Origin of the sequence: Halomonas saccharevitans, assembly GCF_900116405.1 — a bacterium.
In the GTDB taxonomy this organism is placed as follows: domain Bacteria; phylum Pseudomonadota; class Gammaproteobacteria; order Pseudomonadales; family Halomonadaceae; genus Halomonas; species Halomonas saccharevitans.
In genome coordinates this window covers 44,646-56,792 of record NZ_FPAQ01000026.1, presented here as the reverse complement: position 1 = coordinate 56,792, position 12,147 = coordinate 44,646, and the positions used below count along the sequence as shown (strand labels likewise).

Below are 12,147 nucleotides of genomic sequence, written 5' to 3'. Positions count from 1 at the left end.
GGTGATCCGGCGATGCTCCCTTGATGGCCATTCAAACCATTGAAAATATTTGGGTAATTCTATTTATCACCGTTCTGGTACAGCCCTTGCTGAAGTCAGTGCAATTGCCACTTTCCTGACAGGGCGGACCGCCATGACGGCCTTCTCGACACTCACGCCAGGACCGCCATCGCCGGCCTCGGGGCCGGTCTCTGGGCCTGTCTCGGGGCATCGTTTCGATGCCGGACGCCACTGGGCGGCCTCGCTGGACCTGGCCTTCGAGCCCCGAGACGGCGTGACCCGCATGACGCGAGCCCGCCACCACGGGCCGCTGCGGGTGCAGCGCCCGTTTCACCCCGAGGGCCGTCATGCGGAAGGCCGCCCCGGCGCCTGCCATGTCTACCTGTTGCATCCGCCTGGCGGCCTGGTCAGCGGTGACGCCCTGACCATCAGCGTCCGGGTCGGCGCGGGGGCCCATGCGCTGCTGACCACCCCGGCCGCCAACAAACTCTACCGGGCCGACAGCCATGGCGTCGCCTGGCAGCAGCATACGCACCTCGATGTCGCCGAGGATGGGATGCTCGAGTGGCTGCCCCAGGAAACCCTGGCCTTCGACGGCTCGAAGGGCGAGCAGCGCACCACCATTGCCCTGTCGGAGACGTCACGTTGCCTCGGCTGGGAGGTGATGGCCCTGGGCCGACCGGCGAGTGCGCTGCCCTTCACCAGTGGCCGCATCGAGCAGCGCTTTCATCTGACCCGCAACGGCCGGCCCCTGTGGCTCGAGCGTCAGCCGCTGGATCCCCGTCATCCGCGCTTTGCCGGCCGCTGGGGGCAGGGCGGTGCCAGCGTGCAGGCCACGCTCTGGGCGGTGGGGCTCGAGGACGAATCGGACGCCGTGGAGGCGCTGCGCGATAGTCTGCCGACGAATCCGCGATGGGCGGTGACGGTGCGCCACGGGGTGTTGCTGATGCGCTACCTGGGCGGCGAGCGCAACGAGGCCTGGCGGCTGTGTCGCCAGGCCTGGGAGATCCTGCGGCCGAGGCTGCTCGGCCAGCCGGCCCATATCCCCAGGATCTGGTTGACCTGATTGCTTTTCTTGATGGAGACGCCCCATGGAACTGACCCCTAGAGACAAGGACAAGCTGCTGCTCTTCTCGGCCGCCCAGCTGGCCGAGCGGCGCCGCGATCGTGGTCTCAAGCTCAACTACCCCGAGGCGGTGGCGCTGATCAGCTTCGAGATCCTGGAGGGCGCCCGCGACGGTCGTAGCGTCGCGGATCTCATGAGCCATGGGCGCGAGATCCTGACCCGCGATGACGTCATGGAAGGAGTGGCCGAGATGGTCGACGAGGTCCAGGTCGAGGCCACCTTCCCGGACGGGACCAAGCTCGTCACCGTGCATACGCCCATCGTCTGAAAACTGGCTGCACTCGCGCAGTTTTCAACATTACAGGAGGGAGTGCCGATGATTCCCGGTGAGTACCAGTTACAGGACGGTGAGATCGAGCTCTGTGCGGGACGCGATCGGATCACCGTCGAGGTGGCCAATACCGGCGACCGGCCGATCCAGGTCGGTTCCCATTATCACTTCGCCGAGACCAATCCGGCCCTGACCTTCGATCGCGAGCGCACGCGGGGCTACCGGCTGGATGTGGCCGCCGGCACGGCGATCCGCTTCGAGCCGGGCCAGGTGCGCGAGGTGACGCTGATTCCCTATGTCGGGGCGCGCCGCATCTTCGGCTTCCGTGGCGACGTCATGGGCCGGCTTCTTATCGCGCCCGACGCTGCGCGAACCTCCGCGTCGCCTTCCAATTCGCCCGACGCTGCGCGAACCTCCGCGTCGCCTTCCAATGCGCCCGACGCTGCGCGAACCTCCGCGTCGCCTTCCAATGCGCCCGACGCTGCGCAAGGCGCGCGATCCTCGCAACCCGATGACACGGATCAGGGAGAACCGTCATGAAGATCAGCCGTCAGGCCTATGCCGACATGTACGGTCCCACGACAGGTGATCGGGTACGCCTGGGCGACACCGAGCTGTGGATCGAGGTCGAGCGCGATGCCACCCACTACGGTGAGGAGGTGAAGTTCGGCGGCGGCAAAGTGATCCGCGACGGCATGGGGCAGAGCCAGCGTCACGACGATTCGGTCATGGACACCGTGATCACCAACGCGCTGATCCTCGACTGGTGGGGCATCGTCAAGGCCGACGTCGGCCTCCAGGCGGGGCGCATCAAGGCCATCGGCAAGGCCGGCAACCCGGATACCCAGCCGGACGTGGAGATCGTCATCGGCCCCGGCACCGAGGTGATCGCCGGGGAGGGCAAGATCCTCACCGCCGGCGGCATCGATGCCCATATCCACTTCATCTGCCCCCAACAGGTGGAGGAGGCGCTGGTGAGCGGCATCACCACCATGCTCGGCGGCGGCACGGGTCCGGCCACCGGCTCCAACGCCACCACCTGCACGCCAGGGGCCTGGCACCTCGGCAAGATGCTCCAGGCGGTGGATGACCTGCCCATGAACATCGGCCTGCTCGGCAAGGGCAACGCTAGCCTTCCCGAGGCGCTGGAGGCCCAGCTCGAGGCCGGCGCCATGGGCCTCAAGCTGCACGAGGATTGGGGGACTACCCCGGCGTCCATCGACAACTGCCTGAGTGTTGCCGAGCGCTATGACGTCCAGGTGGCGATCCATACCGACACGCTCAACGAGTCGGGCTTCGTGGAAGACACCCTGGCCGCCTTCAAGGAACGCGGCATCCACACCTATCACACCGAGGGGGCCGGGGGCGGCCATGCGCCGGACATCCTCACCGCCTGCTCGAAGCCTTATGTGCTGCCGTCCTCGACCAACCCGACGCGGCCTTATACCGTTAACACCATCGACGAGCACCTCGACATGTTGATGGTGTGCCACCACCTGGACCCCAATATTCCCGAGGACGTGGCGTTCGCCGACTCGCGCATCCGTCGTGAGACTATCGCCGCCGAGGACATCCTCCAGGACCTGGGGGTGATCTCGATGATCGCCTCGGACTCCCAGGCCATGGGGCGAGTCGGCGAGGTGATCTGCCGGACCTGGCAGACCGCCCACAAGATGAAGCAGCAGCGTGGGCTGCTGCCGGAAGATGAAGGGCGCGGTGCCGATAACGTGCGCGCCCGGCGCTACATCGCCAAGTACACCATCAATCCCGCCATTACCCACGGCCTGAGCCATGAGGTGGGCTCCATCGAGGTGGGCAAGCTTGCGGACCTGGTGCTCTGGAAACCGGCCTTCTTCGGCACCAAGCCGGCGCTGATCCTCAAGGGCGGCATGATCGCCATGGCTCCCATGGGCGACCCCAATGCCTCGATCCCCACCCCCCAGCCGGTGCACTACCGCCCGATGTTCGGCTCATTCGGGGGGGCGGTGAGCCAGACCCGCCTGACCTTCGTCAGTCAGGCGGCGCTCGCGGCCGGCATCAAGGACAGTCTCGGCCTGAAGAGCCCGCTCAGCGCCTGCCGGGACGTGCGGGGCGTGTGCAAGGCCGACATGAAGCTCAACGACGCCTGCCCCGAGCTCAGCGTCGACCCGCAGACCTACGAGGTGCGCTGCGATGGGGAGCTTCTGACCTGCGAGCCCGCCACCGAGCTGCCGCTCGCCCAGCGCTACCACTTGTTCTGATGACCATGGTGATGAGGATGCCCATGTATGAGAGCCAGCCTGTCGACGCGAAACCTCGCGTGGCCGCTGGTGACCCGGACGAAGCGACGCGGGCGATCTTCAGGGATGAAGATCGAGGAAAGCCGGCACAGGGAGGTGCCGTCTTTCCGACCGCGGGAGTCCGTACGGGGCGCCAGGGTTTCGGACACGTGGCGTTGAGCGAAGGCAGGACTGGCTCATCTCGAGACACCATAGGAGCGGTTGTTCAATGCTGAAACTGATCGAACGCCTCGGGCCCATCGCGGCCGACCAGGCCACCGATACCCTGACACTTCCCTTCGAGCAGCGCGTGTTGGGCCGGCTAAAGGCCGTAAGCGATGCCGGGCGCACCATAGGCCTGTTCCTCGATCGTGGCCCGGTGCTGCGCGACGGCGAGGGGCTGCGCGCCGAGGGGGGCGAGGTGGTGCGCATCCGCGCCGCCGTGGAGCCGGTGGTCACCGCCCGCATCGCGGCGGGCCTGCCGATGGCGCGTCTCGCCTATCACCTGGGCAACCGTCACGTTCAGCTGGCGCTGGGCGAGGATGAAGACGCTTCACCGGGTCAGGGCGGCTTCGTGCGCTTCCCGCCGGATCATGTGCTGGAGGCGCTGGCCGAGCGGCTGGGGGCGCGCCTCGAGCACCACCGGGCACCCTTCGACCCCGAGCCGGGTGCCTATTCTCACGCCCAATTCCATACACCCTCTCCGGCCACGGCCGGGGAGGGTGATGGGCATCACCCGCATCACCACGGCCACGATCATGACCATGCCCACTGAGGGGCCGGCAACGGCGGCGCGGGGCGATGACCTGGCGCTGCTGGGATTGCTGCAGCTGGTCAGCCCGGCGCTGCCCATCGGCGCCTTCGCCTTCTCCCAGGGGCTAGAGAGCGCCTTCGAACTGGGTTGGGTGTCTGATGAAGCGAGTCTCGGCGAGTGGCTCGAGGGCGTGCTGGAGGACGGCCTGACTCGCTGCGAGCTGCCGGCCCTGGCCCGCCTGACCCAGGCCTGGGACGAGGCGGATGGCGAGGCCATCGCCGGGTGGGACGACTGGCTCGCCGCCAACCGCGAGACCGCGGAGCTTGCCGCCGAAGATAGCCGCCTGGGCGCCGCCCTGGTGCGTCTGCTGGGGAGTCTCGCGCTGTTGCCGGGTGGCCCCTCGAGCGAGGCACCGGCGCTGCCGGCCAACGCCGGCTATGTGACGGTCTTCGCCTGGACGGCGCACGTGCGCGGCGTGCCACCGCGCCAGGCGATGCTGGGCTTCGCCTGGGCCTGGCTGGAGAACCAGTTGGCCGTGGCCTGCAAGGCCCTGCCCCTCGGGCATACGGCGGCCCAGCGCCTGGTTGAGCGAATGCGCCCGGCGCTGGTATCCGCGGTAGACGCGGCCCTGTCGCTAGAGGAAGACGCCCTGGGGCCGGCGCTGCCGGGCCTGGCCCTGGCCAGTGCCCTGCACGAGACCCAGTACTCACGACTGTTCAGAAGCTAAGGCTGGAAAAGCCAGGAGAAGCACCATGACTCATTGTCTGCGAATCGGCGTCGGCGGCCCGGTGGGCTCCGGCAAGACGGCCCTGCTCAAGCAGCTCTGCCGCGCCCTTCGGGACCACTACGACATCGCCGTGGTCACCAACGACATCTACACCCGCGAGGATGCCGACTTCCTGCTCAAGCACGAGGCTCTGCAGGCGGATCGGATCCTCGGCGTGGAGACCGGGGGCTGCCCGCACACGGCGATCCGCGAGGATGCCTCGATGAACCTCGCTGCCATCGATGACCTGCAGGCGCGCCATCCGGGGCTCGAGCTGGTGCTGGTGGAGTCCGGTGGCGATAACCTCTCGGCGACCTTCAGCCCGGAGCTTTCCGACCTGACCCTCTACGTGATCGATGTCTCGGCCGGCGACAAGATCCCGCGCAAGGGGGGGCCGGGCATCACCAAGTCGGACCTGCTGATCATCAACAAGATCGATATCGCCGAGCAGGTCCACGCCTCGCTCGAGGTCATGGAGCGCGACTCGCGGAAGATGCGCGGGGAGCGCCCCTTCGTCTTCGCCAACCTCTACGACGGCGTTGGCCTGGAAGAGATCATCGCCTTCATCCTCGAGCGCGGCATGTTGGCCGAGCGTCGTCCGATGTCGTCGACCACTCCCGGCCGCGATGCCGCCCCTGCCTGAGCCGCAGGCGCCGAGCACGGCTGCGTGGCCGATCCAGCGTTTTCCCGACCCTTTTCATTACTCCCAGGAGATCACCCCATGACCCTGCGTCCTTCCAAGATGCTCCGCTCCGTTACCCTCGGCGCCACTCTGCTGCCGGCCAGCCTGCTATTGAGCCCCTTGGTGCTGGCGCACTCGGGCCATGCGGCCCCCACCGTCCACGCCCATACCGGCAGCCCGGCGATGCTCGCGGTGCTGGCGATCGGCGCGCTGGGGCTGGCGGCGCTGGTGCCCCTGGCGCGCCTGGTGTGGCGTCGCCGCCGGCGGTACCGCCAGGGCTGAATCGGATACGGTCACGATCTGCTGCGCCCGGCCTCGGCCGGGCGTACTGCTTTTGCGGCGGCCGGTCGCTATGCTGGCAGGAACGTCGCCCGCCTCGGCGACAGGGAACGCGAGGGAGCCATGCTGGTCGGGCAGCGCCTGGGAAGAGGTCGGAGGAAAGACGGCATGAAGGGCCGAGGGACGGATGGCGTGGAAGGCCGAAGCAAAGGGAGGCGCCGAATGTGGCCCTGGATCGTGACGGCACTGCTCGTGGCCTGGCTCGCCATGGGCGCCTGGCAGCGCTACAAGCCGCTGCCGGAAGGGCTCGGCCAGGCCTTTCCCGAACGCACCGCCGAGGGTGTGCGCTTTCTCGCCGACGAGACCTGGTACGCCCCCTCTGGTGAGCGACACGCCCGGCGCCGGATCTTCGACGAGGCCATGGCGCTGATCGGCCAGGCCGAGCGCCTGGTGGTGCTGGACATGTTCCTGTTCAACGATTTCGCCGGCGCCGCCGATGGCCAGGACTTTCGGCCGCTGTCGGCGCAGCTTACCGATGCCCTGGTCAAGCGCAGGTCGCAGCGTCCGGCGCTCGAGGCCGTGGTGATCACCGACCCGCTCAATACCCTCTATGGCGGTCTCGCGCCTGCCCACCTCAAGCGGTTACGCGAGGCGGGCGTCACGGTGGTGATCACGGATCTGACGCGGCTGCGGGCTTCAAATCCGCTCTGGTCGGGGGCCTGGCATCTGGGGCCGCGCTGGCTCGGCAACCACCATGACGGTGGCTGGCTGCCCAATCCCCTGGGGCCGGGGAAGGTGCCGTTGCGAAGCTACCTGAGCCTGCTCAACTTCAACGCCAACCATCGCAAGACCCTGGTCGTCGACCGGGGGGATGGCTGGTCGGCACTGGTCACCTCGGCCAATCCCCATGATGCCAGCAGCCGGCACGGCAACGTGGCGCTGCGCTTCGAGGGGGCGGCAGCGCGGGACCTTCTGGCCTCGGAGCGCCCGGTGGCCGGCTGGTCGGGCGTGCGCCTGCCGGGTCCCGGGGCCTTGGACGCCCCGCAGGCCCCGGTGGCGGGCGCGAGGCTGCAGGTGCTCACCGAGGGGGCCATCCGCCGGGCGCTGCTCGCGGCCATCGAGGCAAGCGATTCAGGCGACCGGCTGGATGTCGCCGTCTTCTACCTCTCGCATCGCGAGCTGATCGAGGCGCTGGTGGCGGCCCGGCGACGCGGCGTGGTTCTGCGAGTGCTGCTCGACCCCAATCGTGACGCCTTCGGGATCGAGAAGGGCGGCATTCCCAACCGGCCGGTGGCACGCGAACTCCATGCCGCCGGGGTGCCGATACGCTGGTGCGTCACCCAGGGCGAGCAGTGCCACAGCAAGCTGCTGCTGCGTCGACCCGCCGATGCCGGTGGCGAGGTCGAGATGATCCTCGGCTCCGCCAACTTCACCCGGCGCAACCTGGACGACCTGAACCTGGAGACCAGCGTGCGCCTGGTGGGGCCCGCCGCGACCCAGGCCCTCATCGACGCGGCGGCCTTCTTCGAGCGTCGCTGGCACTCGACCCCGCCTCGCATCACCAGCGAGCCCTTCGCGGCCCATGGCGATGCCTCGACCGGGCAGTGGCTGCGCTATCGGCTCATGGAGGCCACCGGGCTCTCTACCTTCTGATCTGCCTTTCGATCCATCTCCTGAGCCACTTTCCGAGCCGGTCCGTCACTGAGCCATGCCGCCTGCTGCGCCACGCGCCGTGCTGAGCGGCCATCGCCACCGAGGGCGTCAATCCACGTGGGTTACCGCCTGGCGACGAGGGTCGATGTACCAGGCCAGGCCGAGGCGGGCGTTGCGCTCCAGCTCGGCGATGACCTGGGCACCGAGCAGCAGGATGATGGCGCCCACCTCCAGGCTCAGCAGCACCACGACCAGGGTCGCCAGCGAGCCATAGACCGCGTTGACCAGGGAGATGTTGGCGAAATAGAACACCAGCAAAAGGCGCACGCCCTCCCAGAGCAGGGCGGCGACGAAGCCCCCCACCACGGCGCGACGCAGGGCGATGGTGACCACCGGCAGCACCTTGTAGATGGCGCTGAACAGCAGGAAGACGCCGAGGAAGCTGGTCAGGTTGAGCATCGGCTCGGAGAGGCCGGCAAGGGGAAGGTTGCGTTCGAATAGCGACAGCCACAGCGCATTCATCGAGCTGGCCAGGCTGACCAGCAGGGTCAGGGCGAGAAGGCCCGCTCCGAGCACCAGCATGAAGGCGTAGGGAAGCGCCACCGAGACCCAGAGGCGGCGATGGGGATGGTGGGTGTCGGGCGCATGGAAGATGATCGCCAGCGCATCCTCGAGCATGCGAAAGGCGAAGGAGCTGAACAGCAGCAGCACGGGAAAGCCCAGGATGCCGATGACGTCGCGGGAGTCGAGCAGGGTGCGCACGGCGTCGAGCAGCACTTCCGCGTGGGCGGGGGCCAGATGGCGCGCCTGGATGGAGAGTACCTCGAGCAGATGCTGCTGGTCGACCACGCCGGCCAGCAGCACGACCATTAGCGCGAACAGCGGCACGATGGAGAGCAGGATGTTGTAGCCGACCCCGCCGGCCAGCAGGATGCCGCGATTGCGCAGGAAGGCGCATACCACCCGCCACAGGAACTGCAATGTCAGCGGCAGCAGGGTGAGGAGCGACTGTCGGGGTGTTTTGGGGAGTGACGTCATCGGGGCTGCCGTGCCAGTGTACCTGCGTCATCATAGGGGTATCCTGCGCGCCTGGGTCAAATGTTCGGCGGCGTTCGTGCCGGCCGACGCCCCGTCATCGAGGAGACGCACTTCATGGAACCAGAACAACGCCCCGACACCCGGCCCCCGCGGCATCGCGGTCAACTCGAGCGACGCTTCGAGGCCTTTTTGTGGCACTCGCGCTTGATGGTGTTGATGGCCGTGATTCCGGCGCTGCTGGGGGCACTGGTGCTGTTCATCATCGCCAGCCTGGACGTGCTCTCGATCCTCGCCGATACCTGGCGCCACTACCTCAACGGCGGCGTCGACATCCACAAGACCGTGGTCACCGACATCATCGTGGCCGTGGACATCTACCTGATCGCCCTGGTGCTGATGATCTTCTCCCTGGGCGTCTACAAGCTCTTCGTCTCGCGCATCGAGCCCGCCGAGGGGCGCGATCCCCACCACCCCTTCAACGTCAGCTCTCTTGATCAGCTCAAGGACAAGATCGCGCGGGTGGTGATCCTGGCGGTGATCATCGAGTTCTTCCGTGCGGTGGTGGGGATCAGCTTCGACACCCCGCTGGATGCCATCTATCTGGCGCTCTCGGTGCTGGCGCTGTCGCTGGCGCTCTATCTGATGGCGCTGGCGCATAAGCAGGAGTGACGCCGGCCCAGGTGCGGCTACCCGAGCGCGTTCCCCCTCGTAGCGCGTTTCCCGGGCGGATGCATGGCAAGACGCTGCCGGCCCGCGCATAATGCGCGCTTTCGGCGCCATTCCGGTGGCCGTTCCACTCCCGTGACAGCGAGACAGCATGGCCAAATTCGAAGAGATCGGCACCGCGAGCATTCCCGGCCAGGGCACCCTGCTGCGCTTGCTGCAGCGTAATGACGAGTTCTCCATTCGTATCGCCGGCGCGCCGGGCGATCTGATGAACACCCGCCTGCATGGCTCCGAGGATGCCCTGGCGGATCTGGCCTGCGAACGGATCGCCGATCGCCCCGGCGCTCGCGTGCTGGTCGGCGGCCTGGGCATGGGCTTCACCCTGGCGGCGGCCCTGGCGGCGCTTGGCGAGGATGCCGAGGTGGTGGTCGCCGAGCTGGTGCCGGGCGTGGTGGAGTGGAATCGCGGTCCCCTCGGGGCGGCCGCCGGCTACCCGCTGGATGATCCGCGAACTCGCGTCGCCCTGGGCGACGTGGGCGAGCTGCTGCGCGGCGAACCCGGCGGTTTCGACGCCATCATGCTCGACGTGGATAACGGGCCCGAGGGACTGACGCGTCGCGAGAACGACTGGCTCTATTCGCCCCAGGGGCTCTCCGCGGCCCAGGAAGCGCTGCGCCCCGACGGGGTGCTGGCGGTCTGGTCGGCGGGTCAGGATCCGGCCTTCACCGAGCGGCTGCGTCGCGTCGGCCTGCTGGTCGAGGAGGTCATCGTGCGCGCTCATCGCCCCGGCAAGGGTGCGAAGCACCGAATCTGGCTGGCCAGCTGATCGGCTTCATGCCCGGGCGGTGTCCGCGCCGGGCCCACTTTCCACGATAAGGCAGGTAGCATGCTGGAACTCTCTCGCCAGGTGACCATACCCGACCACGAGATCGAGATGCAGGCGGTACGCGCCCAGGGCGCCGGCGGCCAGAACGTCAACAAGGTCGCCACCGCCATTCATCTGCGCTTCGATATCCGCGCGTCCAGCCTTCCCGAAGGCTTCAAGGAAAAGCTGCTGGCGCTGGGCGATCAACGCATTACCCGCGACGGCGTGGTAATCATCAAGGCCCAGAGTCACCGCACCCAGGAGCGCAATCGCACCGAGGCCCTGGCGCGGCTCAAGGCGCTGATCAAGAGCGTGATGTATGCGCCCAAGAAGCGCATCGCCACCCGCCCCAGTAAGGGGGCCAAGCAGCGTCGGCTCGACAGCAAGAAGAAGCGCGGCCGGCACAAGGCCCTGCGAGGCAAGGTCGAGTCCTGACGTTGACGGCGTCATCGTCGCTCGGGTGGCGGTCGCCGGTTGGGCGTGTATGCTGGAAGACGACACCATGATGGCCGGCCGAGTTTGGCCGGCGACCGACACCCAATTATTCAGGGGGACTCGCCGATGGCAGATTCGTCGATGAGTGAGCTGTTCAAGGACAACCGCGTCAAGGGCCTGACGGCCGTTGCGGCGGTCGCATTGATCTGGGCGCTGATGGCGCAGTCGAGCTCCAGTTCCAGCAACGAGGCACTGGAGTCGCTCCGCGAGCGCCTCGATACCGTGCAGGCCGAGAATGCGTCGCTGTCCGATCGCGTCGAGGAGTTGCAGAGCGCGGCCGGCAACATCGATGACCTCGAGTCGCGTCGCACCGTGCTTGGCGAAGAGCTGCAGGCCGCCGAGGCCGAGCTGGAGGGGACTCGGGCCGAGATAGCCGCCGCGCAGACCGAGCTCGAGGCGGTACAGGCCTCCGTGAACTCCGCACAGTCCGACCTGGAGGAGCGCCAGGCAGCGCTTGCCAACGCCGAGGAGGAGCTCGCGACCACGAAGGAGGAGCGTCAGCAGGCCGCCCAGGCCCGCGATGAGGCCCAGACCTCTCGCCAGCAGGCCGAAGAGGCACGCCAGGCCGCCGAACAGGCTCGCCAGGAAGCCGAAGCAGCCCGTCAGCAGGCCGAGCAGGAACGCAGTGAGGCAGTCGCTGCCCGTGACGAGGCCATGGCTCGGCTCGATGAGCTCCAGCAGGAGAGCGCCTCCGCCGAGGAGACGCTGGCCGGTCTTAACGAGGAGATCGCCGCCAAGCAGGAGGCGCGTGAGGCGCTCCAGCAGGAGATCAGTGAGCTCGAGGCGAGCCGCAACGAGGCCGCCGAGACCCTCGAGGCGACCCAAGGCGAGCTGGAGCAGGCCCGCTCAAACGTCGCCCAGTCTCGCGAGATGTTCGAGGACCTCGAGCTCGCCATCAAGCTGGGCCGTGAAGAGGTGGCCAAGATCGAGTCTCAGGTCGAGTCGCGCCAGTCCCAGCTCGAGCGCCTGGACACCCAGCTCGAGACCTGGCGCAGCGAGCTGGCTGAACTGGATCAGAGCGTTCAGTCCAGCGACAGTGAAACCGCCGAGGCCAAGCCGCAAGCCGAAGCCAAGCCGGAAGCCGAGGCCAACTCTGAGGGTGAATCCGAGCCGCAAGCCGAGGCCTCCCAGGAGACCAATCCCGACTGAGCCATCCCGAGGGATCGTCCCAACCCTCCGAACGGCGAGCCACCGGCTCGCCGTTCTCGTTTCGGGCTTCGAAAGCCAGGCATTGCATGGCGGGGCGACCCGGCGGGTATACTGGCCGCTCATGCCGCTCGCGTGGCAACCCCCA

The 12,147-nt window shown here is 67.7% G+C and carries 13 protein-coding genes and 1 pseudogene; 13 read left to right on the top strand and 1 reads right to left on the bottom strand.

Annotated features, from left to right (window positions below; genetic code table 11):
* Window positions 1-133: 133 nt before the first annotated feature.
* From BM388_RS12470 to BM388_RS12430, 9 genes and pseudogenes are all read left to right on the top strand, one after another.
* Window positions 134-1,066, top strand: a complete 933-nt coding sequence (locus BM388_RS12470) for an urease accessory protein UreD (RefSeq protein ID WP_089850644.1) — start codon at window positions 134-136, stop codon at window positions 1,064-1,066.
* A gap of 25 nt (window positions 1,067-1,091) precedes the next feature.
* Entirely contained in the window at window positions 1,092-1,394 is a 303-nt protein-coding gene (locus tag BM388_RS12465) for an urease subunit gamma (RefSeq protein ID WP_089850642.1), read from the top strand.
* Window positions 1,395-1,442: 48 nt separating this feature from the next.
* A pseudogene (locus BM388_RS18105) lies at window positions 1,443-1,745 on the top strand (urease subunit beta); the annotation flags it as partial.
* Between the two features lie 188 nt (window positions 1,746-1,933).
* The gene (ureC, locus tag BM388_RS12455) at window positions 1,934-3,637 is read left to right on the top strand and encodes an urease subunit alpha (RefSeq protein ID WP_089850638.1); all 1,704 of its coding nucleotides are present in this window, start codon (window positions 1,934-1,936) and stop codon (window positions 3,635-3,637) included.
* 247 nt (window positions 3,638-3,884) lie between these two features.
* A complete protein-coding gene (locus BM388_RS12450; RefSeq protein WP_089850635.1) occupies window positions 3,885-4,430 on the top strand; it encodes an urease accessory protein UreE in 546 nt (181 codons plus the stop codon).
* Complete coding sequence (locus tag BM388_RS12445; protein WP_089850649.1) at window positions 4,420-5,136, top strand: urease accessory protein UreF; 717 nt, start codon at window positions 4,420-4,422, stop codon at window positions 5,134-5,136. The genes BM388_RS12450 and BM388_RS12445 overlap by 11 nt, the downstream gene beginning before the upstream one ends.
* 25 nt (window positions 5,137-5,161) lie before the next feature.
* Window positions 5,162-5,818: an urease accessory protein UreG gene (gene ureG / locus BM388_RS12440; protein WP_089850632.1), complete on the top strand. Its 657-nt coding sequence runs from the start codon at window positions 5,162-5,164 to the stop codon at window positions 5,816-5,818.
* A 78-nt stretch (window positions 5,819-5,896) separates the two neighbouring features.
* Entirely contained in the window at window positions 5,897-6,139 is a 243-nt protein-coding gene (locus BM388_RS12435) for a hypothetical protein (RefSeq protein WP_089850630.1), read from the top strand.
* Window positions 6,140-6,358: 219 nt separating this feature from the next.
* Complete coding sequence (locus BM388_RS12430; RefSeq protein WP_089850628.1) at window positions 6,359-7,789, top strand: phospholipase D family protein; 1,431 nt, start codon at window positions 6,359-6,361, stop codon at window positions 7,787-7,789.
* A gap of 108 nt (window positions 7,790-7,897) precedes the next feature.
* Here BM388_RS12430 and BM388_RS12425 read toward each other — a convergent pair whose 3' ends face one another.
* Complete coding sequence (locus tag BM388_RS12425) at window positions 7,898-8,827, bottom strand: YihY/virulence factor BrkB family protein (RefSeq protein ID WP_089850626.1); 930 nt, start codon at window positions 8,825-8,827, stop codon at window positions 7,898-7,900.
* A 114-nt stretch (window positions 8,828-8,941) separates the two neighbouring features.
* On the opposite strand from BM388_RS12425, the gene BM388_RS12420 reads away from it, so the two are divergent.
* The 4 genes from BM388_RS12420 to BM388_RS12405 all read left to right on the top strand — a co-directional run bounded on the left by BM388_RS12420 (window position 8,942) and on the right by BM388_RS12405 (window position 12,002).
* The gene (locus BM388_RS12420; RefSeq protein ID WP_089850624.1) at window positions 8,942-9,496 is read left to right on the top strand and encodes a YqhA family protein; all 555 of its coding nucleotides are present in this window, start codon (window positions 8,942-8,944) and stop codon (window positions 9,494-9,496) included.
* A 148-nt stretch (window positions 9,497-9,644) separates the two neighbouring features.
* Window positions 9,645-10,319: a polyamine aminopropyltransferase gene (locus tag BM388_RS12415; protein ID WP_089850622.1), complete on the top strand. Its 675-nt coding sequence runs from the start codon at window positions 9,645-9,647 to the stop codon at window positions 10,317-10,319.
* 60 nt (window positions 10,320-10,379) lie between these two features.
* Window positions 10,380-10,793, top strand: a complete 414-nt coding sequence (gene arfB, locus BM388_RS12410) for an alternative ribosome rescue aminoacyl-tRNA hydrolase ArfB (protein ID WP_089850620.1) — start codon at window positions 10,380-10,382, stop codon at window positions 10,791-10,793.
* Window positions 10,794-10,919: 126 nt separating this feature from the next.
* Window positions 10,920-12,002, top strand: a complete 1,083-nt coding sequence (locus tag BM388_RS12405; protein ID WP_139233942.1) for a coiled-coil domain-containing protein — start codon at window positions 10,920-10,922, stop codon at window positions 12,000-12,002.
* The last annotated feature ends 145 nt before the right edge of the window (window positions 12,003-12,147 follow it).

Excerpts from the sequence above, each read along its gene's own strand:
- BM388_RS12470 (WP_089850644.1), top strand. The coding sequence starts at position 134 with ATGACGGCCTTCTCGACACTCACGCCAGGACCGCCATCGCCGGCCTCG.
- BM388_RS12465 (WP_089850642.1), top strand. The coding sequence starts at position 1,092 with ATGGAACTGACCCCTAGAGACAAGGACAAGCTGCTGCTCTTCTCGGCC.
- ureC (WP_089850638.1), top strand. The coding sequence starts at position 1,934 with ATGAAGATCAGCCGTCAGGCCTATGCCGACATGTACGGTCCCACGACA.
- BM388_RS12450 (WP_089850635.1), top strand. The coding sequence starts at position 3,885 with ATGCTGAAACTGATCGAACGCCTCGGGCCCATCGCGGCCGACCAGGCC.
- BM388_RS12445 (WP_089850649.1), top strand. The coding sequence starts at position 4,420 with ATGCCCACTGAGGGGCCGGCAACGGCGGCGCGGGGCGATGACCTGGCG.
- ureG (WP_089850632.1), top strand. The coding sequence starts at position 5,162 with ATGACTCATTGTCTGCGAATCGGCGTCGGCGGCCCGGTGGGCTCCGGC.
- BM388_RS12435 (WP_089850630.1), top strand. The coding sequence starts at position 5,897 with ATGACCCTGCGTCCTTCCAAGATGCTCCGCTCCGTTACCCTCGGCGCC.
- BM388_RS12430 (WP_089850628.1), top strand. The coding sequence starts at position 6,359 with ATGTGGCCCTGGATCGTGACGGCACTGCTCGTGGCCTGGCTCGCCATG.
- BM388_RS12425 (WP_089850626.1), bottom strand. The coding sequence starts at position 8,827 with ATGACGTCACTCCCCAAAACACCCCGACAGTCGCTCCTCACCCTGCTG.
- BM388_RS12420 (WP_089850624.1), top strand. The coding sequence starts at position 8,942 with ATGGAACCAGAACAACGCCCCGACACCCGGCCCCCGCGGCATCGCGGT.
- BM388_RS12415 (WP_089850622.1), top strand. The coding sequence starts at position 9,645 with ATGGCCAAATTCGAAGAGATCGGCACCGCGAGCATTCCCGGCCAGGGC.
- arfB (WP_089850620.1), top strand. The coding sequence starts at position 10,380 with ATGCTGGAACTCTCTCGCCAGGTGACCATACCCGACCACGAGATCGAG.
- BM388_RS12405 (WP_139233942.1), top strand. The coding sequence starts at position 10,920 with ATGGCAGATTCGTCGATGAGTGAGCTGTTCAAGGACAACCGCGTCAAG.